22 protein-coding genes are annotated in these 24,274 nt (G+C 70.1%); 12 read left to right on the top strand and 10 right to left on the bottom strand.

Going from position 1 to position 24,274, the window contains the following annotated elements:
• The first annotated feature begins 63 nt into the window (after nucleotides 1-63).
• The 4 genes from WH85_RS25070 (at nucleotide 64) to WH85_RS25055 (ending at nucleotide 5,464) form a co-directional block, all read left to right on the top strand.
• A complete protein-coding gene (locus tag WH85_RS25070) occupies nucleotides 64-4,128 on the top strand; it encodes a SpoIIE family protein phosphatase (protein WP_045744441.1) in 4,065 nt (1,354 codons plus the stop codon).
• Nucleotides 4,125-4,424: an STAS domain-containing protein gene (locus WH85_RS25065; RefSeq protein WP_045744440.1), complete on the top strand. Its 300-nt coding sequence runs from the start codon at nucleotides 4,125-4,127 to the stop codon at nucleotides 4,422-4,424. The genes WH85_RS25070 and WH85_RS25065 overlap by 4 nt, the downstream gene beginning before the upstream one ends.
• A gap of 91 nt (nucleotides 4,425-4,515) precedes the next feature.
• Nucleotides 4,516-4,791: a hypothetical protein gene (locus tag WH85_RS25060; RefSeq protein ID WP_045744439.1), complete on the top strand. Its 276-nt coding sequence runs from the start codon at nucleotides 4,516-4,518 to the stop codon at nucleotides 4,789-4,791.
• A gap of 340 nt (nucleotides 4,792-5,131) precedes the next feature.
• Nucleotides 5,132-5,464 (top strand): YciI family protein, encoded by a 333-nt coding sequence (locus tag WH85_RS25055; protein ID WP_045744438.1) that lies wholly within the window; start codon nucleotides 5,132-5,134, stop codon nucleotides 5,462-5,464.
• A gap of 81 nt (nucleotides 5,465-5,545) precedes the next feature.
• Here WH85_RS25055 and WH85_RS25050 read toward each other — a convergent pair whose 3' ends face one another.
• Nucleotides 5,546-6,745 (bottom strand): serine hydrolase domain-containing protein, encoded by a 1,200-nt coding sequence (locus WH85_RS25050; RefSeq protein ID WP_045744437.1) that lies wholly within the window; start codon nucleotides 6,743-6,745, stop codon nucleotides 5,546-5,548.
• A 144-nt stretch (nucleotides 6,746-6,889) separates the two neighbouring features.
• Between WH85_RS25050 and WH85_RS25045 the strand changes: the two genes are divergently transcribed.
• Nucleotides 6,890-7,576: an SDR family NAD(P)-dependent oxidoreductase gene (locus WH85_RS25045; protein ID WP_045744436.1), complete on the top strand. Its 687-nt coding sequence runs from the start codon at nucleotides 6,890-6,892 to the stop codon at nucleotides 7,574-7,576.
• 139 nt (nucleotides 7,577-7,715) lie between these two features.
• Here the strand turns inward: WH85_RS25045 and WH85_RS51700 are convergent, their stop codons facing one another.
• Both WH85_RS51700 and WH85_RS25040 read right to left on the bottom strand, forming a co-directional pair.
• Nucleotides 7,716-7,871: a hypothetical protein gene (locus WH85_RS51700; protein ID WP_169792486.1), complete on the bottom strand. Its 156-nt coding sequence runs from the start codon at nucleotides 7,869-7,871 to the stop codon at nucleotides 7,716-7,718.
• Nucleotides 7,872-8,368: 497 nt separating this feature from the next.
• Nucleotides 8,369-8,695 carry a TraR/DksA family transcriptional regulator gene (locus tag WH85_RS25040; RefSeq protein WP_045744469.1) on the bottom strand — a complete coding sequence of 109 codons (327 nt, stop codon included), beginning with the start codon at nucleotides 8,693-8,695 and terminating at the stop codon, nucleotides 8,369-8,371.
• Nucleotides 8,696-9,044: 349 nt separating this feature from the next.
• Between WH85_RS25040 and WH85_RS25035 the strand changes: the two genes are divergently transcribed.
• The 4 genes from WH85_RS25035 (at nucleotide 9,045) to WH85_RS25020 (ending at nucleotide 13,385) form a co-directional block, all read left to right on the top strand.
• The gene (locus WH85_RS25035) at nucleotides 9,045-9,701 is read left to right on the top strand and encodes an HAD family hydrolase (RefSeq protein WP_052720783.1); all 657 of its coding nucleotides are present in this window, start codon (nucleotides 9,045-9,047) and stop codon (nucleotides 9,699-9,701) included.
• Nucleotides 9,702-10,339: 638 nt separating this feature from the next.
• Complete coding sequence (gene cspE, locus WH85_RS25030; protein ID WP_045744435.1) at nucleotides 10,340-10,543, top strand: transcription antiterminator/RNA stability regulator CspE; 204 nt, start codon at nucleotides 10,340-10,342, stop codon at nucleotides 10,541-10,543.
• Nucleotides 10,544-11,021: 478 nt separating this feature from the next.
• Entirely contained in the window at nucleotides 11,022-11,414 is a 393-nt protein-coding gene (locus WH85_RS25025) for a hypothetical protein (RefSeq protein WP_052720779.1), read from the top strand.
• Between the two features lie 210 nt (nucleotides 11,415-11,624).
• A complete protein-coding gene (locus tag WH85_RS25020; RefSeq protein ID WP_045744434.1) occupies nucleotides 11,625-13,385 on the top strand; it encodes a proline--tRNA ligase in 1,761 nt (586 codons plus the stop codon).
• On the opposite strand, the gene WH85_RS25015 is transcribed toward WH85_RS25020, so the two are convergent.
• Nucleotides 13,386-13,772: a winged helix-turn-helix transcriptional regulator gene (locus WH85_RS25015; protein ID WP_045744433.1), complete on the bottom strand. Its 387-nt coding sequence runs from the start codon at nucleotides 13,770-13,772 to the stop codon at nucleotides 13,386-13,388.
• 109 nt (nucleotides 13,773-13,881) lie between these two features.
• Here WH85_RS25015 and WH85_RS25010 point away from each other — a divergent pair, with 109 nt between their 5' ends.
• Nucleotides 13,882-14,712 carry an enoyl-CoA hydratase/isomerase family protein gene (locus WH85_RS25010; RefSeq protein WP_045744432.1) on the top strand — a complete coding sequence of 277 codons (831 nt, stop codon included), beginning with the start codon at nucleotides 13,882-13,884 and terminating at the stop codon, nucleotides 14,710-14,712.
• Here the strand turns inward: WH85_RS25010 and WH85_RS25005 are convergent.
• The 6 genes from WH85_RS25005 to WH85_RS24980 form a co-directional block, all read right to left on the bottom strand.
• Entirely contained in the window at nucleotides 14,703-15,686 is a 984-nt protein-coding gene (locus WH85_RS25005) for a Clp protease N-terminal domain-containing protein (RefSeq protein ID WP_157411204.1), read from the bottom strand. The two genes, WH85_RS25010 and WH85_RS25005, sit on opposite strands and share 10 nt — an antisense overlap.
• Nucleotides 15,687-15,765: 79 nt before the next feature.
• Complete coding sequence (locus WH85_RS25000) at nucleotides 15,766-16,923, bottom strand: cytochrome P450 family protein (protein WP_045744430.1); 1,158 nt, start codon at nucleotides 16,921-16,923, stop codon at nucleotides 15,766-15,768.
• A gap of 225 nt (nucleotides 16,924-17,148) precedes the next feature.
• Nucleotides 17,149-18,519 (bottom strand): GH1 family beta-glucosidase, encoded by a 1,371-nt coding sequence (locus WH85_RS24995; protein WP_045744429.1) that lies wholly within the window; start codon nucleotides 18,517-18,519, stop codon nucleotides 17,149-17,151.
• Nucleotides 18,516-19,295 carry a carbohydrate ABC transporter permease gene (locus WH85_RS24990; RefSeq protein ID WP_245674083.1) on the bottom strand — a complete coding sequence of 260 codons (780 nt, stop codon included), beginning with the start codon at nucleotides 19,293-19,295 and terminating at the stop codon, nucleotides 18,516-18,518. The genes WH85_RS24995 and WH85_RS24990 overlap by 4 nt, the downstream gene beginning before the upstream one ends.
• Nucleotides 19,296-19,417: 122 nt before the next feature.
• Nucleotides 19,418-20,329: a carbohydrate ABC transporter permease gene (locus tag WH85_RS24985; protein ID WP_045744427.1), complete on the bottom strand. Its 912-nt coding sequence runs from the start codon at nucleotides 20,327-20,329 to the stop codon at nucleotides 19,418-19,420.
• Nucleotides 20,330-20,392: 63 nt separating this feature from the next.
• On the bottom strand, nucleotides 20,393-21,658 hold the full coding sequence (locus WH85_RS24980; RefSeq protein WP_045744426.1) for an ABC transporter substrate-binding protein: 1,266 nt from the start codon (nucleotides 21,656-21,658) through the stop codon (nucleotides 20,393-20,395).
• A 205-nt stretch (nucleotides 21,659-21,863) separates the two neighbouring features.
• Between WH85_RS24980 and WH85_RS24975 the strand changes: the two genes are divergently transcribed.
• Together WH85_RS24975 and WH85_RS24970 are read left to right on the top strand one after the other, a co-directional pair.
• Nucleotides 21,864-22,859, top strand: coding sequence for a LacI family DNA-binding transcriptional regulator (locus WH85_RS24975; RefSeq protein ID WP_245674080.1), 996 nt, complete (start codon nucleotides 21,864-21,866; stop codon nucleotides 22,857-22,859).
• A gap of 26 nt (nucleotides 22,860-22,885) precedes the next feature.
• Nucleotides 22,886-24,259, top strand: a complete 1,374-nt coding sequence (locus tag WH85_RS24970) for a S28 family serine protease (RefSeq protein ID WP_052720778.1) — start codon at nucleotides 22,886-22,888, stop codon at nucleotides 24,257-24,259.
• Nucleotides 24,260-24,274 lie beyond the last annotated feature (15 nt).

Here is a 24,274-nt window from a genome sequence, read left to right as displayed (position 1 = left end):
GGCACTGGGTCGGGCGGTGGGTATCGTTCAAGACCGCCGATGCGGGAACAGGGAGTGCGGGCGATGAGTGACGGGCAGTTCGAGGTGTTCGCCGTCGGGGGCGACGTCGGCCGGGACCTCGCCGCGGTGCCGTGGGGGACGACACCGCTGGGCCCCCCGCAGGACTGGCCGCAGAGCCTGCGCACGGCGGTCAGCATCATGCTGTCGTCGCGGTTCGCCATGTGGATCGCCTACGGTCCGGACCTCACGTTCTTCTGCAACGACGCCTACCGTCGCGACACGCTGGGCTCGAAGTACCCGTGGGCGCTGGGCCGGCCGGCGCACGAGGTGTGGGCGGAGATCTGGCACGACATCGGCCCCCGCATCCGGACCGTGCTGTCCACCGGCGAGGCCACCTGGGACGAGGGCCTGCTGCTGTTCCTGGAACGCTCCGGGTACCGGGAGGAGAGCTACCACACCTTCTCCTACAGCCCGCTCCACGACGACGCCGGCACCGTGACCGGCATGCTCTGCGTGGTCAGCGAGGACACCGAACGGGTGATCGGTGGACGCCGGATGGCGACGCTGCGCGACCTCGGTTCGGATCCCAGTGTGGTCCGCACCGAGCAGCAGATGCTGACGTTCTCCGCCGAACAGCTGGGCCGCAACCTCAAGGACCTGCCCTTCACGCTGACCTACCTGTTCGACGGCGACGACGCCCGGCTGGCCGCGTCGACCGGCATCCCGGCCGGGCACGCCCTGGCCCCCGCGGTGCTGACCGCCGGTGCGAAGGGGACCTGGCCGGCGGACGCGCTCGCTCGGCAGGAGTCCGTGCTGGTGACGCTGGACGACGCCGACGGCCCGCCCACCGGGGACTGGGACGAGCCGCCCACGCAGGCACTGGTGACACCGCTGCTGCAACAGGGCGGCACGCCGTACGGGTTCATGGTCGCCGCCCTCAACCGTTTCCGTGCCCTGGACGACGCGTACCGCGGTTTCGTCGAGTTGGCCGCCGGTCACGTGGCGGCCGGGATCGCCGGCGCCCGCAGCTATGCGGCGCAGCAGCGGCGGGCCGAGGACCTGGCCGAACTCGACCGCGCCAAGACCACCTTCTTCTCCAACATCAGCCACGAGTTCCGTACCCCACTGACGTTGATCATGGGTCCGGTGCAGGACCTGCTGGACCGCCCGGACACCAGCCCGGAGCTACGCGAGGAACTCGACGTCGTGCACCGCAACGGGCTGCGGATGGGCCGGCTGGTCACCACGCTGCTCGACTTCTCCCGCATCGAGGCCGGCCGGATGCAGGCCCACTACGAACCGGTCGACCTGGCCGCCGCCACCGCGGAACTGGCGAGTGTCTTCCGGGGCGCGGTGGAACGCGCCGGACTCCACCTCACCGTCGACTGCCCGCCGATGGACCGCCCGGTGGACATCGACCGTGGCATGTGGGAAAAGGTGATCCTCAACCTGCTCAGCAACGCGCTGAAGTTCACCTTCACCGGCGGCCTGACCGTCACCGTACGGCCCGGCCCGGACGCGGCGGTGGTCACCGTGGCGGACACCGGCATCGGCATCGCCGCCGCGGAGATGCCCCGCCTGTTCGAACGGTTCCACCGGATCGAGAGCGCCCGGTCCCGCTCCAACGAGGGCAGTGGCATCGGCTTGGCGCTGGTCAAGGAACTGGTCGAACTGCACGACGGCGTGATCACGGCGTCCAGCACCGAGGGTGTGGGCACGGTGTTCACCATCCGGATGCCGTTCAGTTCCGGCACATCGAGTACGGACACGTCGGTCATCTCGAACGCGGCGCAGCCCTTCGTCCAGGAAGCCCTGCGATGGTTGCCCGGCGACGTGGTCGACGAGACACCGCTGGTGGACGGCGTCGTCGCCCGGGTCCTGATCGCCGACGACAACGCGGACATGCGCGATTATCTGGTGCGGCTGCTGCGGTCCGAGGGCCACCGGGTGGAGGCCGTCGTCGACGGGCAGGCCGCGCTGGACGCCGCCCGCGCCGACGTCCCCGACCTGATCATCAGCGACGTGATGATGCCGCGTCTGGACGGTCTGCGCCTGGCCGCCGCGCTGCGCGCCGACCCGCGGACCGCGAGCGTGCCGGTGCTGCTGCTGTCCGCCCGCGCCGGGCAGGAGGCCTCCATCGAGGGGCTGCAGGCCGGTGCCGACGACTACCTGGTCAAACCGTTCTCCTCGGCGGAACTGCTGGCCCGCGTCCAGACCAACGTCGCCCTGTCGCGCCTGCGGACCCATCATGCGCGGTGGCGTACCGCGCTGATCGACTCGCTGCAGGAGGCGTTCTTCGTCTGCGCCGAGGACGGCACGGTCATCGAGATCAACTCGACGTTCACCGACATCCTCGGGTACGGGCCGGAAGGCCTGCCGTACCCACCGGTGCACCCGTGGTGGCCGGACCCGGACACCGACCCGGCCGGATACCAGAAGGTCGCCGACGCCCTCGCCCTGCTGGTCGACCAGCCCCGCGGCGACTACACCATCCCGGTCACCCACCGCGACGGGCACACCCTGTGGGTCGCGGCCACGTTCAGCCAGGTCACCGACCCGGGCACCGGCACGAAGGCAATCGTCGGCACGTTCCGCGACGTCACCGCCGAACACTACGCCGTCCAGCGCGAGAGTGCCCTGGCCGCGGTGGCGGTCCGGCTGTCCCAGGCGGAGAGCACCACCGGCGCCCTGCACACGGTGCTGCCCGTCCTGCAGGAGTTGTGGCAGGCCACGCACGTGTACGCGGCGGTCTTCGACGGCTCCCCCACCCCGGTGCTGAGCACCACCGACACCCTCCAGCGCTGGGACACCCTGCCCGCGGCCCGCCGCCAGGCCCTGTCCACCGCCCGCGACCAGCCGGTACTCACCCCGATCGCCGACCAGCCCGGCGGGGCCGGCATCACCCTCGAACACCCCGACGGCGCCATGGTGCTATGGATCGAACTCGCCGAGAACCGGCCCTTCACCGAACACGACCAGACCCTGCTGGCGCTGCTCGCCGGGCACCTCAACCAGAGCCTGCACCGGCTGCGCCAGATCGACCAGCAGCGCGAGACCGCGCTGGCCCTGCAACGCGCCATCCTCGGCCCGGCCCAACTGCCCGACGGTTTCGCCGTGCGGTACGCGCCCGCCACCCAGCCGCTGAAGGTCGGCGGCGACTGGTACGACACCGTCGCCCTGCCCGACGAGCGCATCGGCCTGGTCGTCGGCGACTGCGTCGGCCACGGACTGCAGGCCGCCACCGTGATGGGCCAGCTGCGCAGCGCCTGCCGTGCCCTGCTGCTGCAGAACACCGACCCGGCGCAGACCCTGACCGCCCTCGACAGTTTCGCCGCGCAGATCCCGGGCGCCATGTGCGCCACCGTCTTCTGCGGCGTCCTCGACCCGGTCACCGGCGAACTGGCGTACTCCACCGCCGGACACCCACCGGCCGTCGTCGCCCTCGTCGACGGCACCACCGACCTTCTGGACGAAGGCAGAGGCAGACCTCTCGGGGTACGCGGTGACGTCAGTCGCCCGGAGGCCCGCTACACGATGCCGCCCCGGGCGACGCTGCTGCTCTACACCGACGGCCTGGTGGAACGCCGCCGCCAGTCGCTGAACGCCGGCATCGACCGGGTGGCCGCCACCATCCAGCGGGGACGCGCCACCGCCCTGGAGGAACTCGCCAGCGACGTGATGGACCGGATGGCCCCGACCGCCGGCTACGAGGACGACGTGGCGCTGCTGCTCTACCGCCAGCCCGGCCCGCTGGCCCTGGAGTTCACCGCCGACGCCGACCGTCTCGCCCCCGTCCGGTCGGCGCTGCGCGGATGGCTCAAACAGGCGGGCGTGGACCGGCACACCGCCCAGAACGTGCTGGTCGCCGCCGGCGAAGCCTGCGCGAACGCCATCGAACACGGCCACCGCCACGGCGCCGCCGGCCTGATCCGCCTGCACGCCTTCGCCACCGGCGACGACCTGCGCCTCACCGTGATCGACAGCGGCAGCTGGAAGACCCCGCAACCCGAGATCAACGCGCACCGAGGGCGCGGCCTGCAGCTGATGCGGGCGTTGATGCACGAAGTCACCGTCACCACCAGCACCGCCGGCACCGTCGTCGGCCTGCAAGCGAGGATCCTGCCGTGAACGCTGCCCTGACCTTCGCCACCAGCCGCCGCCCCTCCGGCGACATCCTGCTCAGCGCGGTCGGCGAGATAGACATGAGCAACGCGGCCACCCTCGCCGCGGCCCTGGCCGACGCCCATCGGGACGCTTCGGGCGGGCCGGTGACACTGGACCTGACCGGCGTGGAATACATCGACAGCGCGGGCCTGGCCGTCCTCTACCCGCACGTGGCGACGTTACGCCTGGTCGCCACGGACCTGCTCGCGCCGGTGCTGACGGTCGCCGGCCTCGACGACCTGACCACCATCGCCGACTGACCTCCCCTGCCGGGTTCGCCGGGTTCGCCGGGTTCGCCGGGTTCGCCGGGTTCGCCGGGTTCGCCGGGTTCGCCGGGCGCATGATCCGGTCGTGTTTCACTTCACCTGTCCCGGCTGTACGGCGCCGCGTGCCGTCGCGGACGCCGAGCGCATCGGCGGGCTCTGCAGCAGTTGCGGGGCCCGGCAGACCTGGCAGGCGTTGACTCCTGAGGACCAACGGACTGTGGACGCGGCCGTGCGTCGCGGCTCGATCGTGGGACTGCTTGCCATGCGGGACCTGACTCCACCGATCCGGCTGCCGCACGCGGCCGACCTGCTCGCCTTTCGTCAGCTGCATGGTGATCAAGACGGGCTCCCCCACGACTAGACACGTGTCGTGGTCAGGGTGCGAAGCCCATCCGTGTGGTGACTTCGGGCGCGCCGCACGCCCGAAGTCACCACACCCATGACGGTGTGGTGATTACGGGCGCGCTGGACGCCCCAAATCACCACACCCCTGGTGGTGTGATGAATACGGGCGCGCTGGACGCCCCAAATCACCACACCCCTGGTGGTGTGATGAATACGGGCGCGCTAGACGCCACAAGTCACCACGCGGACCCCTTGTGACGAGACGTGTCTAGATGCGCGCAAGGTGTCGCAACGGCGCTTCGGGGAATGATGGGTGACGATGATGCCATTCCCCGCTGCACGAGGAGAAGCTGACGATGCCGAAGTTCGTGACGATCGGATATGGGGACCAGGCCGGGTACGACAGCACCGCCGCGGAGGTACGGGACGCGGCGCACGCCCATGACGCAAGACTGCTCGAAGACGGGGCCGTCATGGGGATCGCCGGGCGACCGGTGCAGGTGCGACGGCCCGACGGCGGTGACGTGACGTCGCAGAGCGGGTCGTTCCTGTCGTCGACGCTACCGGTCGCGGGGTTCGCCGTCATCGAGGCGGCGACGCTGGAGGAGGCCGTCGAGCTCGTGTCGCATACGCCCTGTGCCGTCGGGCACGGTGTCGTCGAGGTGTGGCCGCTGCAGGAGACACCCTGATGCACCAACGGCTCTGCGCCAGGCGTACCCACGCATGGGTTTGAGCCTGGCGCAGAGCCACCCCCGATGGTGCTGGAGAGATCAGCTGTGCAGGGCGGCGAGCACCTCGGCCGGGACCGGCTTGCCCAGCATGCGGCAGACGGCCACCTCGTCGGCGGCCATCACGACCCGGTAGTAACGGTTGACGCCCGGGTTCTCGCCGGTGTCGGCGGGCTCGGCGGTGACGTCGCCGACCGCGGTGCGGGAACCGTCGGCGGTCACCACGCCCAGGCTGTGGTGGCCCATCGTGTCGCCGCCGTGGCCCCACACCGTGCCACAGGCGGTGTCCTTGCGGAACAGGCCCAGGCCGTACCCGCCGGGCATGCCGAAGGACTCCGGGATCTCAACCGTGGTCTTCATCTGGGCGAGCTGACGCTGGGAGAACAGTTCACCGCGCATCAGGGCGGCGAAGAACGTCGCCAGGTCCTCCTGGGTGGAGATGATCGCTCCGGCGGCGCCGCCCCAGCCGCCGATCGGCCAGGACGAGGTGTCGGTGTACTCCGGCTCACCGCCGGCGAACCTGACCGCGTAGCCGTGCGCGTACCCCCGGCCGGTGCTGGTGGCCCGCGGATCGGCGAAGTACGTCTTGGTCAGTCCGAGCGGCCGGGCGATCCGCTGCTGGACCAGGTCGGGCAGGCTGGTACGGGTCAGCTTCTCCAGGATCATGCCGGTCAGGATGTAGTTGGTGTTCGAGTACGACCAGCCGGCCCCGGGCGCGAACGTCGGGTCGTTGCGGAAGGCGACCTCGAGGAGTTCCTTCGAGGTGAGGACCCGCTGCGGGTCCTTCTCCATGTCCGTGAAGAAGTCCGGGTCGGACGTGTAGTTGAACAGCCCACTGGTGTGGTTGAGCAGCATCCGGACGGTGATGGCGCGGCCGTTCGGCACGACACCGGGCAGGTAACGCTCGACGGAGGCGTCCAGGTCGACTTTGCGCTGGTCGACGAGCTGCAGGGTGAGCGCCGCCATGAAGGTCTTGGTGTTGCTGCCGATCTCGAACTGTTCGCGGCCGTTGAGGGTGCGGCCGGTGGCCCGGTCGGCGACTCCGGCGGCGGTGACGGTCACCCGGCGGCCGGTGTCGATCCGGGCCATGTATCCGGGGGCGCCGGCGGCGAGCACGTGCCGGGCGGCGTCGCGCATCGGGTCGGTGGTGCTGGTCGCGGCGGTGGCACCGGCCGCTCCCGCAGTGGCGCCGACCAGGGCTGCGGTGACGGCAAGCGCGGGGATCATCGATTTCGTCGTCATGCCCCGAGCCTGCCGCCCGGCGCCCGGCGATTCACTCCCGCCTACTACCCAGTCCGGGGTAGGGGTAGCCCTACCCCCGCCAACCGATCAGTACAAAACCTGGTATCGTGACCTGAAACCGATCGGTACAAAAGTGGGAGAGCCATGACCGTCACCCTGATCACCGGCGCCAACAAGGGCATCGGGTTCGAGACCGCCAAGCAGCTCGTCGCCCAGGGCCACACCGTCTACATCGGTGCGCGGGACACCGCGCGGGGCCAGGCCGCCGCGGACGAACTGGGTGCGAAATTCGTGCAGCTCGACGTGACCGACGACGCGTCGGTGAGTGCCGCGCTGGCGACGATCGACGCCAGCGAGGACCACCTCGACATCCTGGTGAACAACGCCGGCATCCTCGCCGCAGGGCCCGTCGACGGACCGGCGGCCCTGGCGGCGTTCGACACCAACGCGGTCGGCGTCGTCCGGGTCACCGAGGCGGCACTGCCCCTGCTGCGGAAGTCCGCCGACCCGGCGGTCGTCACCGTCTCCAGCAGCATGGGATCGTTCTGGGCCGTCACCAACCCGGAGCGGCCGGAGTCCGGCCTGCCGCTCATGCTCTACGCCGCGTCGAAGGCGGCCGCCACCATGCTGACCGTCCAATACGCGAAGGCGAACCCGGGCATCAGGTTCAACGCGCTCGAACCGGGCGCCACCGCCACCGACATGACCGCGGCCTTCGGCATCGGCCGCGCGGTCGAGCAGAGCGCCCGCGTGGTCGCCCGGCTCGCCACCCTCGGCCCGGACGGTCCGACCGGCACCCTTCAGGACGAGGCCGGGCCGCTTCCTTGGTGAAGATCGCGAAACCGCATTCCCGGGTACGCGTCTGAGCACCGCCGACGATGATCCCTGCCAATGCCCGTGACCGCCTCCGAACATGCGAAAGGGCGCCCGCACGAAGCGGAAGCGCCCTTTTCAGCATCGCCGGAGAGGCTTAGAACCAGACTTTTCGACCACCGACCGGACGACCGATCGCACCGAGGATCCACAGTGCGGCGCCGATCACCAGGAGAATGATGCCGATCGTGTAGAGGATCGAGATCTTCAGGAAGAAGCCCAGCAGCAGAAGAATAAGTCCAAGAACCAGCATGACTTCGCTCCGTTTCGCCGGCGGGTATTTCCCGCCGACCCTCCTGTACCCAGCCCATCGAAATACCAATCAACTCAGATGCATGACCCTCGAGCGAGGACAGTCACGTTTACGGCGGAGCGGAACCGGTTAAAGCCGCCACCTCCCCCGTCTCCCCCCGGCCCACCTCACCCCGCCCCCGTCGTCGGCGGCGGCGGCGGATCGAACCCAGCCGTCATCGAAGGCTCGAACAGGCGCCTCGCCGAACCGTCCCCGACGGCTGAACCGACCCCGGCCGTCGCCCAGGGCTCGAACGGCGCACGTGGGCAACCCTGGACGACGGCCGAGCGGACCCAGCCGTCACCGAGGGCTCCAACAGGCACGCGGGAGAGCCATGGACGACGGCCGGGCGGACCCCGGCCGTCATTGGCGGCTCCAACAGGCACGCGGGAGAACCGTGGACGACGGCCGGGGGAACGTGTCCTGCGCCTACCCCCACATGGGTGGGCGGCCGTGAACTATGCGCAGCTCATGCAGTGACGCGCGAAGGGCCGGATCGCGAGCCGCTCCGCACCGACCGGCTGGGCACACCTCTCACAGATCCCGTAGGTCCCGGCGTCCACCCGCAGCTGCGCCTCGCCGACCTCGCCGATCCGCTCCCGGGCGGCGTGGAGCAGGGCCGTGAGCTGGGCACGCTCGAACCCGATCGTGGCACCTTCCGGATCGTGCTCGTCGTCGGCGTTGGAGTCCCGGGAAGCCGCGAACAGCCCCTCCAGGTCCCGTCGCAACGTGTCCGCCTCGGCCGCCGCCTCCGCCCGAAGCCGCACCAGCTCGTCCCGAACCATCCCCGCGCGATAACCGCCGCCTCTCTCCCCCACCCGCCGTCGTCCACAGCTGTCCAACACCCGTGTGGGAACCCTCAGCAACGGCCGGGTTCACTCAGCCGTCGCCCACGGCTCCCCCACGTGCCCACTGAAGCCCTCACCGACGGCCGGAACCACCCGGGCCGTCGCCCACGGTCGTCCCGCATGCACGTGGGCGCCCCCAGGAACGGCCGGAACCACCCAGCCGTCACCCACGGTCGTCCCGCATGCACGTGAGCACCCCCAGGAACGGCCGGGGAATGCAGCGGGGGAACGAGAGGACAGGGCTGCCGGCACCCCGGGGTGAGAGGCGGCACGGGAGACTGTGGAGGTGACGATCAAAGCTCTGCTCTTCGACTTCGACGGACTGCTGATGGACACCGAGACGACGCTGTTGGTGAGCTGGCAGTGGGAGTGGCGGCGGCACGGGCTGGAGCTGGACACGGCCGCGTTCTTCGCCGACCACGGTGGGGACGTCAACGAGGCGCGGTACCGGGATCTGGCGGCGGCGGTCGGGGCCGCCTACGACCAGGAGGCCAGCCATCAGCGGAGGTCGGACTACCGGGCCGGGCTGAACGCGGCCCTCGACCCGGCTCCGGGCGTCACCGCCTGGCTGGAGGACGCCGCCGAGTTGGGGTTGCGGCTGGCGGTGGCGAGCAGTTCACCGGTCACGCACGTCGGGGCGATGCTGGAACAGGCCGGCCTGCGGGAGCGGTTCGAGGTGCTGGCCACCGGGGACGAGACGGCCGCGCACAAGCCGGATCCGGAGGTCTACCTGCTGGCGTTGCGACGGCTCGGGGTGCCGGCGGAGGAGGCGGTGGCTTTCGAGGACACCGCGCACGGGGTGGCCGCGGCGAAGGCGGCCGGGCTGCGGTGCGTGGCGGTACCGAACGCCTACGCGGACCGGGACCGCTTCACCGCCGCGGACGTGCTGCTGACCAGCGCCGCCGATCTGCCCCTGTCGGCCCTCCTGGAGCAGCTGGACTGAACGGCGGCCTGCCGGACCGAACGGCAGCCCGCCTGGAGCAACTGGCGCCCCGCCGGAGCAGTGGGGCTGACTAAAACACGTTTCGCGGCCAGCGTCCGTGTGGTGAGGCGCCCAGCACGTCCGTAATCACCACACGCCACCACGGGCGTGGTGACTTGGTGCGCGCAGCGCGGCTGCAATCACCACACCCCACCACGGGTGTGGTGAATTCGGGTGTCCAGCGCGCCTGAAGTCACCACGCGGACGGGCTTCGGCACCCTGACCACGAAACGTGTCTGGCGGACCTGCCGGAGCAGCTGAAGTGGGGACGTGCGGGCCGCGGGCCGGGCACTGCTGTCGGTGGCGCGGGCGCGCGCACGCGTACCCCTGAAGTGGTGTTGATCTTGGGCTTGGCGGCGATCTCCAACCGGGTGGGGGACCCGGCAAAACTTCGTGCCTGATCGTCGTGACGGACCGTCGGACTGTGCTATCTTCGTTGCGTTGCAGTTTTGATTTCCTTGGACGATCTTGGCGCCTGATGGGTGATCTGAAACCCCGTCCTGGCGCTATTTTCGTTTGGCGTGTCGGTTCCGGCGCGGGTCATCAACGCAGCACTGAGAGTCCGCACGGTGCGGACTCCCACCTGCAAGGGAGCAGACATGACTACAGGTGTCGTGAAGTGGTTCAACGCTGACAAGGGCTTCGGCTTCATCACCCCCGACGACGGTGGCGCTGACGTCTTCGCCCACTTCTCCGCGATCCAGTCGTCGGGCTACCGCAGCCTCGACGAGAACCAGCGGGTGGAGTTCGACATCACCCAGGGCCAGAAGGGCCCGCAGGCGGAGAACATCCGCCCGCTCTGATCCATCTCGGCGGAACGGCGGTCCGGCTTTCGCAGCGGGCCGCCGTTCGGCTTTCCGGGACGGTGAGGTGACCCGTTCGCGGTTCGGCCCGCTGCCCGGCTTTCCGGGACGGTGAGCAGGCCCGCCGCGGTTCGGCTCACGGTCCCACAGCTCGGCCTCGACCGCCCCGCGCGACTTTCCGTCACGCGGGGCGGTCTGCGTTTTCCGGGCGTCGGCAGCGCAGCTCGTACATCCGCGCCGGTCACACCATGGCCGGCCGCGCCGACCCGTTCGCCGCCTTCGCCCTCGCGGCGGACTTTCACGAAGGCGCCACTGCGGGAGGACCCCTGAAAGGTTGAAATCGCCCCCGCCAAGTCCCACCGCTCCCCCGCGCGCCACGCCGTGGGACCACGATCTGCCGCCTGCCTCCGGGCCTCGACAGGAGCCTCCGGGACACTCGGAGGGTGGAATTCGGCGGCACGGAACGGGGACGAGACTGATGGGTGACGTTCTGCGGGACATCGAGGCGCTGGCGGCGCTGCTTCCGGCGGCACAGCGGGGTGCTCACGCGTACGCGAAGAAGATCGATCTCTTCTCCGGCAGTGACGAGGTGGCGGCGGCGCACCCCAGCGGGCGGGCCTATCTCGCGGCGGCCCGGCTGGCGCTGCTGCAGAGTGAGGCGGCCGAGGCCCTGCAGGAGATCCGGGACCGGGCGGTGGATCTGGACCCGGCGGCGCGGCGGCCGGACGACGCGCTGAGCTTGGAACTGGCCGACATCATGATCCGGCTGTTGGAGTTGTCGGAGTTCCTGGGTGTCGATCTGGGGGCGGCGCTGGTCGCGAAGACGGCGGATACGGTGGGCGGCTACCGGCACGGCGGTGTCCGGTTCTGATCCGCGGTGCCGCCGGAAAAATCGGATGCGCACCCCGATAGAGTTCATGGGGAGAACGCGGGAGGTGGTTGCGATGTGCGGTGTGATGCCGGGTCCGCGACCTATGCCGCCGGGAGCCCTTCCGCGACGCTGATCTCCGCCGCGCCGTCTGGGTGGTCCCGGCTTTACGCCGCTCATCCGATCGCGTCGCAAAGGGATTCAGTCATGAGGATGTCGAAGGCATTCGGCAGCACGTTGCACACCGCCCCGGGGCACTCCGAGTCGGAGGGGCATCAGCTTCTCCTGCGGGCGGCCATGGTGCGCCAGGTCGGCGCCGGGATCTTCTCCTATCTGCCGTTCGGGTGGCGCACCATCCGCAAGATCGAGGCGATTCTGCGGGCCGAGATGGAGCAGATCGGCGGGCAGGAGGTGTCGCTGCCGGTGGTCAATCCGGCCGACCTGTGGAAGGAGAGCGGGCGCTACGCCAAGATCGGGCCGGAGCTCGCCCGATTCACGGACCGGCGGGACCGGGACATGGTGCTGGCGATGACCCATGAGGAGGCGGCGACGACGCTCGCGCGGACCGAGATCGCCTCCTACCGGGATCTGCCGCGTGTGGTGTTCCAGCTGCAGACGAAGTTCCGCGATGATGCCCGGCCGCGGGCGGGGCTGATCCGGGTGCGCGAGTTCATCATGAAGGACGCGTACAGTTTCGCCGCCGACGAGGACGGGCTGGCGGAGCAGTATCGCGAGCAGTTCCGTGCGTACCACCGGATTTTTCGCCGTTGTGGGGTTCCGGTCCGGGCGGTGCTCTCCGACGTGGGCATGATGGGCGGCAGCATGGCCCACGAATTCATGTACCTGACGCCGATCGGCGAGGACACCCTGCTGCTGTGCGACGGCTGTGGTTTCGCGGCGAATCGTGAGGTGGCCTCGTTCCGTGAGCCGGTTCCGGTGGCGGGCGCGATCGCCGAGATCGAGGAGGTCGCCACGCCGGGCACGACGACGATCGATCAGTTGACCGCATTGCTGGGCGTCACGGCGGCGGAGACCGCGAAAATGGTCTTCCTGGCGGCCGAACGCGAAGACGCGGTGGAGTTCGTGGCGGTGGTGGTGCGCGGCGACCGGGAGGTCAACGAGACCAAGGTGGCCAATCTGGTGCGCGCGTCCGCATTGCGGCCGATGACCGAGGCCGAGATTCAGAGCATCGGAGCCGTTGCGGGGTACGGGTCGGCGATCGGTCTCCGGAACGCGACGGTCCTGGTCGACGACCTGGTCGCCGCGGCCGGCGGTCTCGTCTCGGGCGCGAACCGGGCCGGTTTTCACCTGCTCAACGTGAATGCGGGGCGCGATTTTCCGGGCGGGATCGTCGCGGATGTCACCGCGGCCCGGGCCGGCGACGGCTGCCCGTCGTGTGGGCAGGGGATGCGAACGGTCCGCGGGGTGGAGGCGGGCAACATCTTCAAGCTGGGCACCCGTTATTCGTCCGCGCTCAACGCGGTCTTCCTGGACGCGGCGGGTGAGCGGCGGCCGTTGACGATGGGCTGTTACGGGATCGGCGTGGGGCGGCTGCTGGCCTGCGCGGCCGAGGAGAACCGTGACGAGAAGGGGTTGCGGCTTCCGGCGGCGATCGCGCCGTATCACGTGTCGCTGGTGTTGCTGGATTCGGCGGATTCGGCGGCCGGGGTGCTGGCGCGGCGGTTCTACGACGATCTGTGGGCGGCCGGGGTGGAGGTTCTGTTCGACGATCGGGTGGAGCGGGCCGGGGTGAAGTTCGCGGACGCCGACCTGATCGGGTTGCCGTTGCGGATCACGCTGGGCAAGCGTGGTGTCGCCGACGGCACGGCGGAGGTTCGGGACCGGGTGACGGGTGAGGTCTCGGTGGTCGCCCTCGACGACGTGGTGGCGGTGGTGCGTGACCGGATCGCGGTGCTGCTGGCCGCACCGGACTCGCCGGCGCCGGTGGAGCTGCCGGACGAGTTGGCGGCCTGATCATCCGGGTCGTTCGTCGAAGGCCTGCTGGTGGCGCAGGATTTCCTCGCTGTGGCGGACCGTCCAGGAGTAGAGGTGGCCGAAGGGTTCGCGCAGGGACTCCCCCAGCGGCGTCAGCGAGTATTCGACGCCGACCGGGGAGGTCGGCAGCACCCGGCGTTCGATCATGCCGTTGCGTTCGAGGCGGCGCAGGGATTGGGTGAGGACGCGCTGGGTGACGCCGCCGAGGCGCCGTTTGATCTCGTTGAACCGGGCCGGGCGTTCGAGCACCGCCAGCACCATCATCGACCATTTGTCGGCGATCTGGTCGAGGATGGGCCGGCTGGGGCAGTCGGCGCTGAAGGCCGTGTCGGCGGCGGCCGCGCCGAGGCCGTAGGTATCCCTCATGATCCCTGGTTCTCCTGAAGTGCGTTCTTGCCGGTGCGGGCGTCGTCGCCCAGGCTAGGTATGCAAAGCAAACCTACATGCCTTGCGAATACCTGATCGGAGTACGACCATGCCCTACACCACTCTCCGGGTGACCACCGACGCCGGCGTCGCCACGATCGTCCTGGACAATCCGCCGGTCAACGCCCTGAGCCTGACGATGATGCGGGAGCTGCGGACCGCCCTGGACGAGCTGCGTGACGACCCGGCGACCCGGGTGATCGTATTCGAGAGCGCGGACCCGGAGTTCTTCATCGCGCACGTGGACATGGGCATCGCCGAACAGATGGACGACCTGCGGGCGCTGGCCGCATCGGCGCCGGCCGGGGCGAACGTGTTCCAGGCCGTCGGTGAGCTGCTGCGCCACCAGCCGCAGGTGACGATCGTCAAGCTGGCCGGGGTCGCCCGCGGCGGCGGGGCCGAGTTCGTCGCCGCCGCGGACATGACGTTCGCGGCGGCCGAGACCGCGGGCCTGGGCCAGATCGAGGCGCTGATGGGCATCGTCCCGGCCGGGGGCGGCACCCAGTACCTGAGTCGGCGCATGGGCCGCAGCCGGGCACTGGAGATCCTGCTGACCGGGGACCTGTTCGACGCCCGGACCGCGGCCGACTACGGGTGGATCAACCGGGCCCTGCCGGCGGCGGAGCTGGATGCCTACGTGGACCGGGTGGCCCGGGCCGTCGCGGCCCTTCCGGACGGGGTGGTCGACGGTGTGAAGAGCACCCTGCCGCCGGAGGATCTGACCGCCGGGTTCGCCCGGGAGGAGGCCGCCTGGGGTGCGCTGATCAGCAGCCCCGCGACGCAGCGTCTGATGGCGGACGCCGTGGTCGCGGGCGTACAGACGCGCGCCGGGGAACGGGATCTGGAGGGGCTGATGCGCAGGGTGAAAGCTCAGGCCTGAAGCGCGGCGAGGACGCGAGCGGAACGGTTGCCGGGGTGGGCCCGCAGGCGTTCGAGGAGGATGCGGGTGTTCTCCGGCCAGTCCGGGCCGGGGCGCAGCAGGTCCTCGGCCGGCACCTCGTCGGGCTGATCGCCGACGGTCACCGCGCGGACCTTCTCGTGGTCGACACCCTCGGCCAGGAGGTCCGCGCCACCGCCGAAGCGGTCCGCGGAGGCGGCGGCCATGTGCGGGTACGCGACCAACACCTCATGCGTGACCAGCAGCGCGAGCAGGAGGTCGTCGGTACGGGTCGACCGGCGCTGCTCGCGGGCCCGCTCGTCGGCCTCCAGCCGGGCCCACAGCACGGGCTGGTCGGCGTGGTTGGCCTCGCGGGCGAAAACGGACAGCAGCAGTTTGTCGCGCAGGCCCCGGCCGCGGTACCGGATCCGGCCGAGCAGTGCGTCGCGGGCCGGGCGCAGCGCGGGTGGCAGCCGGTCCGGCAGTTCCGGGATGCGGCCGCCGAGCACCGCCCGGCGCACCTGGTCCGGATCGGCCCGGCAGTCTCTGATCAGGGCGGAGGCGTCCGCGGCCGGGTCCTCGAGGAGCGCGGCGAGCAGCGTCATCCGGTTGTCGCCGGTGCCGGCGCGCAGGGCGGCGTCCGAGGCGTGCGACACCACGAGCACGTGGTCGACCGCATCCTTGACCGTCGGGAAGCCGTCGAAGGGGCCGTCGTTGCGCTCGGTCTCCGGGTCCCAGATCGGGCCGACACCCGGTTCGGCGGAGATCCGGCCGGGCGTGCGGAGGACGGCGAGCAGAGCACGCGGGGTGATGTCGAACGCGTCGAGCAGCGCGCCGGCCTCCTTGTCGCAGGCCACCGAGTACAGCAGGTGTCCGGTGCTGATCGGGCCGTTGGACAGTCCCCGTACCCGGGCCAGCGTGTTCGTCAGCCGATCACCGATGGTCAGCGCGTCCGTCATCGCTCTCTCCTCCGTCATCGCTCTCCTCCGTCGTGTTCGGACAAGACGATAGGGCCCGGGCGGACCGGAGGGCTTCTGCCCGGGGACTGAAAGGTGGCTATACCTCCGGGTAGAGGCGCACCGGCAGATCGATCAGGCCCCGCGCGCGGAACGACGGCCGCCAGCGCAGTTCACCGGCCGGAACAGCCAGGCTGAGGTCCGGGAAACGGCGGATCACCGCGCCGATCGCGATTTCCAGTTCGATCCGGGCGAGCGGCGCCGCGACGCAGTAATGAATGCCGTGGCCGAACGTCAGATGCCCACCCGCCCGGCCGGGCCGCACCTCGTCCGGGCCCGGAAAGGCGTCCGGGTCGCGGTTCGCGGCCCCGACCACCATCAGAACGGTCCGCCCGCGCGGAATCGTCACGCCGGAGACGTCCACGTCCTCGGTGGTGAACCGGCGCAGCAGCACGGTCGCCGGCGGTTCGAACCGCAACAGCTCCTCGACGAGCGGACCCAGGTCGCCGGTCCGGTCGACGTCGCGGGTGAGCAGGGTCAGGATGCCGGTGCCGATCGCGTGCACGGTGTTCTCGTAGCCGGCGAGCAGCAGCAGGAAAGCCAGCGACGTCAGTTCGTCCTCGCTGAGCCGGTCGCCCTCCTCCCGGGCCGCGATCAGTGCGGACAACAGGTCGCCGGCGGGTTCCGCGCGCTTGGCGGCGAGCAGCTGCTGCAGATAGGCGTGAATGGCGACGATCGCGCGCACGCCCGCCTTCGGATCGTCGTGCGGCGGGACGAGCATGACGTCGGTCCAGGAGCGGAATCGGTCACGGTCCTCATCGGGTACGCCGAGCAGGTCGCTGATCACCGCCACCGGCAGCGGGCCGGCGTAGCCGCGGATCAGGTCGGCCGGTTCGCCGGTGGGCAGCCGGTCGAGCAGTTCCTCGGCGGTCGTCGCGATCAGCGGGCGCAGGCTCTCGACGCGGCGCGGGGTGAACGCCTGCGACACCAGCCGCCGGATGCGGGTGTGGTGCGGCGGGTCCATGTTGAGCAGGTTGGCGTCGAGGGCGGGCGGCAGGGCGAAGCCGCGCCAGGTGCCGTCGCCGGTGGCCTTGTCGACCGACAGGCGCGGGTCGGCGAGCAGCGCGCGGACGTCGGCGTACCGGGTGACCAGCCAGACCGGCGAGCCGTCCGGAAGATTCACGGGTACGGCCGGAGCGGTGTCCCGGAGCTGCCCGAACATCGCATACGGGTCGGTGTGGAAATCGTCCGAGAACATGGAACAGAGCCTTTCCGGAGCACAAAGGAAGGCCGGGCATCCACGGGGGAAGATGCCCGGCCTTTCTGTGCAAATCGAACCACAGAACCCATCGATCGCGCTACCTGTGAGGCGGATTTCAGCGTCGCTTCTCATCGATGTCGCGTGCGGGAGATCGCCGCCTCGATCAGGTCGCGGTCGCCGGCGGTCCGGGAGGCTCAGGCCCGAGCCTCCCGGACCGCGGGATCAGGACCGGCCGGCGAGCTGCTCGCGCAACCAGTGGTAACTCGCGCGCGGGGTCCGCTCGCCGGTCGGGTAGTCGACGTGGACCAGGCCGAAGCGGGGGCCGTACCCGCGCGCCCACTCGAAGTTGTCCAGCAGCGACCAGTAGAAGTAGCCGCGCAGGTCCACCGGGGAGTCGGCGGTCGCGCGGGCCGCCGCGGCCAGGTGCTCGGTGATGAACCGGATCCGGTCCGGGTCGGCGTCCAGGCCCTCGCGCAGCTGGGCGACGCCGTTCTCGGTCACGTACACCGGTGGCAGGTTCGGGAAGCGGTCGGCCAGGCCGGTCAGGGTGTCGTACAGGCCGCGGGGTTCGATCGGCCAGCCCAGGTCGGTGACCGGCACGCCCTCGCGGGTCACCGAGCGGACACCGATGTCGATCGCGGTGCGGCGGGCCGGGTCGGGTTCGTCGTGCGGCACCGCGGCGGCGTGGATGCGGTAGTAGTAGTTGACGCCGAGGAAGTCCAGCGGGGCGCCGATCAGCGCCAGGTCACCGTCTCGGCGGAAGGACAGGTCGCTCACCCCGGCATACAGCTCGTCGTAGCCGTCCGGGTAGCCGCCGCCCAGCACCGGGTCGGTGAACTGCCGGTTCAGCATCAGGTCCATCCGGGCCGCGGCGGCGTGATCCGCCGGGGAGTCGGTGGCCGGGACGGCCGGGGACAGGTTCAGCGTGATTCCCACGCGTACCCCGGAATGCGCAGCCCGCAGAGCCGCCGCCGACAGTCCGTGGCCGACCAGCAGGTGGTGTGCGGCGGCCAGGGCGCCGTGTCCCTCGGTGGCGCCGGGCGCGTGCCGGCCCTCCCCGTAACCGACCATCGACGACACGTAGGGCTCGTTGAGAGTGATCCAGTCGCGGACCCGGTCGCCGAGGCGTTCGGCGACGACCGTGGTGTAGTCGGCGAAACGTTCCGCGGTGGCCCGGTTCCGCCAGCCGCCGCTGTCCTCGAGGGCCTGCGGCAGGTCCCAGTGGTAGAGCGTGACGAACGGGCGGATGCCCCGCTCGGCCAGCGCGTCGACGAGCCGGTCGTAGTAGTCCAGGCCGGCCTTGTTGACCTCGCCCTCGCCCGCGGCGATCACCCGGGGCCAGGCGATCGAGAACCGGTAGGCGTCGACGCCCAGGCCGGCGAGCAGGTCGACGTCGTCGCGCCAGCGGTGGTAGCTGTCGCAGGCCACCGCCCCGGACGTACCGTCGGCGACGGCGCCGGGCCGCGCGGTGAAGGTGTCCCAGATCGAGGCGCCGCGGCCGTCCTCGGCCACCCCTCCCTCGATCTGGTACGCCGCGGTGGCCGCGCCCCAGACGAATCCGGAGGGCACTTCAGGTAGTTCGGACATCGTCATCCCTTGATCGCTCCTTGCATGATGCCGCCGACGATCTGCCTGCCCAGCACCATGAAGATCACCAGGATCGGGAGGGTGGCGAGCAGGGTTCCGGTCAACGTCAGCGTGTAATCGGTGGTGTATCCGGCGGCCAGCGAGGAGAGCGCCACCTGCACGGTGGCGTTCTCCTGCAGCACCACCAGCGGCCAGAAGAAGTCGTTCCAGGCCTGCATGAAGGTGAACAGGCCGAGGACGGCCGCCGCCGGGCGCGCGATCGGCAGCACCACGTGCCAGTACAGCTTGAAGGTGCTGCAGCCGTCGATGCGGCCGGCTTCGAGGAGTTCGTCGGGGATGGCGCGGCCCAGGTACTGGGTCATGAAGAAGACACCGAAGGCGGTGACGAGACCGGGAACGATCACCGCGGCGAGCTGGTCGGTCCAGCCGAGGCGGGCCATCAGCAGGTAGAGCGGGATGATGCCGAGCTGGTGCGGGACCATCGAGGTGGCCACGGCCAGGGCGAGCAGGCCCTTGCGGCCACGGAAGCGCAGCTTGGCGAAGGCGAACCCGGCGAGCGTGGAGAAGAACACCACGGAAATGGTGATCGAACCGCTGACGATGAACGAGTTGAGCAGTGCCTTGGCGAACGCGGTGGTGGCGAAGACCCGGGCGATGTTGTCGAACAGATGACCGCCCGGGATCAGCACCGGGGGTACCGCGGTGACCGCGTCGCTGGTCTGCGACGACACCACCAGCGACCAGTAGAGCGGGAAGACCGAGCCGGCCAGGATCGCCAGCAGACCGGCGTAGGTCCAGACCGAGGCGCGGCGGGGATGGCCGAAGCCGCGGTGCCGGGCCGGTCGTCGCGGTGGCTGCGGCGCGACGCGCGCCGTCGTCTTCTCATCGAGTACGGTCACAGCGCTCACTCCTCGTCGGCGATGCGCCGGGTCAGCAGCAGGTTGACGATCGCGAACAGTGCGATGACCAGGCACAGTGTCCAGGCGATCGCCGAGGCGTATCCGAAGCGGAACTCGCGGAAGCCCTGCTCGTACATGAACAGCGCGATGGTCTGGAACTGCCGGTCGGAGCCGCCGGTGGGGGTTCCGGATCCGGCGAACAGCAGCGGTTCGGCGATGATCTGCAACCCGCCGATCGTGGAGATCACCGTGGTGAAGATGATCGTGGGCCGGAGCATCGGCACGGTGATCCGCCAGAACTGCTGGGTCTGCGACGCGCCGTCGAGGTCGGCGGCCTCGTAGAGGTCGTGCGGGATCGCCTGCATCGACGCCAGGTAGATCAGGGCGTTGTAGCCGGTCCAACGCCACATCACGATGATCGCGATGGCCAGGTGCGAGCTCCAGGTGTCGGCCTGCCAGTCGACCGGGCCGATGCCGACCACGCCGAGCAGCCAGTTGACCATGCCGAAGTCGCGGCCGAACATCTGGGCGAAGACGAGCGTCACCGCCACGATGGAGGTGATGTTCGGCAGCAGCACGCCCATCCGGAACGCGGTGCGGGTACGCAGCCGATGGTTGAGCAGGTGCGCGATCCACAGGGCGGCGAGCAGCTGCGGGACCGTGGAGAGCACCCAGATGCTCAGAGTGTTGCCGAGGGCGTTCCAGAAGTACGCATCGGTGAGCAGTTCGCGGTAGTTGCCCAGGCCGATCCACTGGTGGGCACCGGCGTCGATCAGATCCCAGTCGTTGAACGACACGTACCCGGTGTAGACCAGCGGGAACAGTCCGAACGCACCGAAGAGCAGGAAGAACGGCAGGATGTAGAGATAGGGCGAGCCCTTGTGATCCAGCCGGGCGAGCCGAGCAGAGGAGGACATCGTCGTTCCTTCGTCGTCGCCGGGCCGGCGGCCCCCGTGCACCGCCGGCCGGACGTGGTCGGACTACTTGGCGAGGCGCTCGACGTCGCTGACGGTCTGCGTCCAGGACTCCTCGGAGGTCTGCTTGCCCTGTTCGATGCGGACCAGGCCGTCACGGATGGTGGTCTGGATGTCACCGGTGCGCGGGCCCTGGTACTGCGGCTTCAGCTCCTTGGCGGCGGTGGTGAACAGCTTGCCGACCGGGGCGTCGTGGAAGAACGGATCCTTGTACTCGGCGATCTCCGGCTTGTCGTAGAGCGCCGGGATCGACGGGAGCAGACCCTGCGAGGTGAAGATCTTGGCCTGCTGCTCCGGCGCGGTCAGCCAGGCGGCGAGTTTCTTCGCCTCCTCGACGTGTTTTCCCTGGGCGGGCACGGTCAGGTACGAGCCGCCCCAGTTGCCGCCGCCACCGGGCACCGACGCGACGTCCCACTTGCCGGACGCGTCCTTGGACTGGTCCTTGATCTTGGCCATCATCCAGGCCGGGCAGGCGATGGTGGCGAACTGGCCCTTGGCGAAGCCGGCGTTCCACTCGGTGGAGCTGCCGATCAGCTTGGCCGACAGCCCGTCCTGGATCGCCCGGACGGACAGGTCCCACGCCTTGCGGACCTCCGGGTTGCTCGCGACGACGATGGTGCTGCCCTCGCTGTAGTAGCCGACCGGGGCCTGGCCGATCACCGCGTTGAACAGCTGGCCGCCGCCGTCGAAGAACGAGGTGCCGGCCGGGGCCTTCGCGGCGTACTTCCGGCCGGCCTCGAGGTACGCGTCCCAGCCGGACGCCCACAGCGCGGAGACCTGGTCACGTTCGGTCGGCAGGCCGGCCTGCTCGAAGAAGTCGCGCCGGTAGCAGATGGCCAGGCCGCCGACGTCGGTGCCGTATCCGATCTGCTTGCCGTCCGCGGTCAGCGACGCCTGCCACTTCCACGGCAGATACTCGGACTCGCGTTCGGTGCCCAGGTCGGTGAACTGCTTGCCGACCTCGCGCATCTGGGCGATGAAACCGGTGTCGACGCCCTCGATGTCGCCCGCCCCGCTGTTGGTGGCCAGGTGGGTGACCAGGTCGCGGTGGTGGTCGTTGTACGCGGCCGTGCTCTCCTTGATCTTGATGGAGGGGTTGGCCTGCTGATACTCCTCGTAGAGCGCCTTGTAGCCGAAGTTGCCGAACAGGTTCACGTTCAGGGTGACGGTGTCACCGTCGCTGCCGGAGCCGCCGCTGTCGCCGCAGGCAGTCAGCATGATCGCGGCGGCCGTGGCGGCCGCAAGGGCTCGTACCGTTCGGGACAAGCGCATGTCGGTTCTCCCCATCGGTGGATGTAACCGGTTCCATGAAACCGGTTACACAATCGAGTGCGAAAGAAGTTTGCCCCCATCGATGCCCCTCACGTCAAGTAACGAACTCGTAACGAGATCAACACATTGACCTCCGTAAGATGCAGCTGCTAGCGTGCTGAAACCGGTTACATAAAGGGCGTATGCGGTGTCGAGCATCAGAGAATTGGCACGCAGGTGCGGCGTCTCCGTCGCCACCGTCTCCCGGGTCTTCAACACCCCCGAGGTGGTCAGTCAACTCACCCGTCAGCACGTGCTCGCGATGGCCGCCGAGATCGGTTACCTGCCGAACGAGTCGGCCCGCACCCTCGCCACCAAGAAGTCCAACATGGTCGGCCTGGTCTGGGACACCGACCACCGCCGCCCCGGCTGGCGCCACCCGTTCCTGCAGGACATCCTGGTCGCCCTCAAGAGCGCACTCAGCGCCCAGGGACTGCACCTGCTCATGCTCGCCCCGGACCAGAGCGCCGGCCTCGACAGCCGGCAGCGCTTCCTGCGGGCGGTCCAGCGGCACAGCGTGGACGGCGTCGTGATCATCGACAACGGCAGCCGCGACCCGGCCGTCCTGGCCCTCGGCGACGCCGCGGTGCCGTGCGTCGCCCTCGACCTGCGGATCACCGGGCCCACCTGCACCTCGATCACCTCGGACAACGTCGGGGGCGCCCGGCTGGCCACTCAGCATCTGATCGAACGCGGTCACCACCGCATCGCCACCATCACCGGCCCGGCCCGCAACTGGCCCGCCGCCGAACGCCTGGCCGGATTCCGCTCGGCGCTCGACGAGGCCGGCATCGCCCTCGACGAGGCCGATGTGGTGGCCGGCGACTTCTACCTGGACAGTGGGTTCGCCGCGATGAACCGCCTGCTGGCCCGCGACCCCCGGCCTACCGCGGTGTTCGCCGCCGGCGACGAGATGGCGATCGGCGCGCTGCGGGCCCTGCACGCCGCCGGACTCCGGGCGCCGGACGACGTCGCCCTCGTCGGCTTCGACGACATCGAGATCGCGGCGCTGATCCCTCCCGGACTCACCACGATCACCCAGGACAAGACCGGGATCGGCACCGCCGCCGCCGAGGCGATCATGTCGATGCTGTCCGGCGACGCCCCCACTCCCGGGCCGACCACCCTGCCCACCACGCTCGTCGTCCGCGGGACCACGTAATCCATTTTTGTCGATATCTTGCTCGGGTGAGATCTCGCATCGTCGCCATCCTCGCCGCTCTGCTCGTGATCCTCTCCCCGGCCACCGTCGCGCACGCCGCCGCCGACCCCCTCCTCGACCAGCTGAAAGCCGTCCCCGGCCTCAGCGTCGTCTCGGAGACCTCCGGCACCGGATACCGGTTCTTCGTGCTGACCTACCGGCAGCCCGCCGACCACCGGCACCCCGGTCAGGGCGGCTTCGACCAGCGCCTGACCCTGCTGCACCGCGCCAGCGCCTCCCCCACCGTGCTCTACACCAACGGGTACGGCCTGGCCGCCAGCCCCCGCCCGTCCCAGACCGAGCCGGCCGCGCTGCTGGGCGCCAACCAGCTGTCGGTCGAACACCGGTTCTTCACCCCGTCCCGCCCGGCCCCGGCCGACTGGTCCGACCTGACCATCTGGCAGGAGGCCACCGACGAGCACCGGATCGTCAACGCGTTCCGCGACATCCTCACCGGCAGGTGGATCCAGACCGGTGGCAGCAAGGGCGGGATGACCTCGGTCTACCACCGGCGGTTCTACCCCGGGGACATCGACGGTACGGTCGCCTACGTCGCGCCGAACGACGTGGTCAACCCGGCCGACACCACGTACGACCGCTTCTTCGACACGGTCGGCACCGCGGACTGCCGGGCCGCACTCGACGACGCCCAGGCCGAGGCGCTGCGCCGCCGCGACCGGCTCGTCCCGCTGCTGGAAGCGGACGCCGCCGCCCAGGGCTGGACGTACGACCGGACCCTCGGCACCGCCGACCGGTCGTTCGAGCTGACCGTCCTGGACACGGTGTGGACGTTCTGGCAGTACAGCTCGCCCGCGGACTGCGCGTCCACGCCGGACGCGGCGACCGCCACCGACCAGGAGATCTACGACTGGATCGACGGCATCGCCGGCTGGAACTTCTACACCGACCAGGGCCTGGAGTTCTACTGGCCGTACTACTACGCGGCCGCCTCCCAGCTGGGCTGGCCGAGCCTGCGGTTCGAGCACCTGCGCGGCCTGCGGAAGTATCCCGGGTTGTACACCGCGAACTCGTCGCTGCCGCCCGGGCTGCGCCGGATCCACAACCCGGTGCCGATGCTCGACGTGGACCTGTGGGTGCGTACCGCCTCGTCGCAGATGATGTTCGTCTACGGCGAGTACGACCCGTGGAGCGCCGAGCAGTTCACCCCCAGCAAGCGGGACTCCGCGCTGTTCGTGGCCCCGGCCGCCAACCACGGCGCGAACATCGCCCGCCTGACCCCGGCCGACAACGCGACGGCCACCGCCACGCTGCGCCGCTGGGCCGGCGTGCCGTCGACCCTCGCCCCGGCGAAGACCGCCGACGTGCCGATCGACGACATGCTCGACCCCCGGCGACGGTGACCGTCCCCTCTGGTG

The organism is Actinoplanes rectilineatus (assembly GCF_000962825.1).
GTDB classification, from domain to species: domain Bacteria; phylum Actinomycetota; class Actinomycetes; order Mycobacteriales; family Micromonosporaceae; genus Actinoplanes; species Actinoplanes rectilineatus.
Note: the sequence above shows the minus strand (reverse complement) of the source record. Positions and strands in the feature narration are given on the sequence as shown.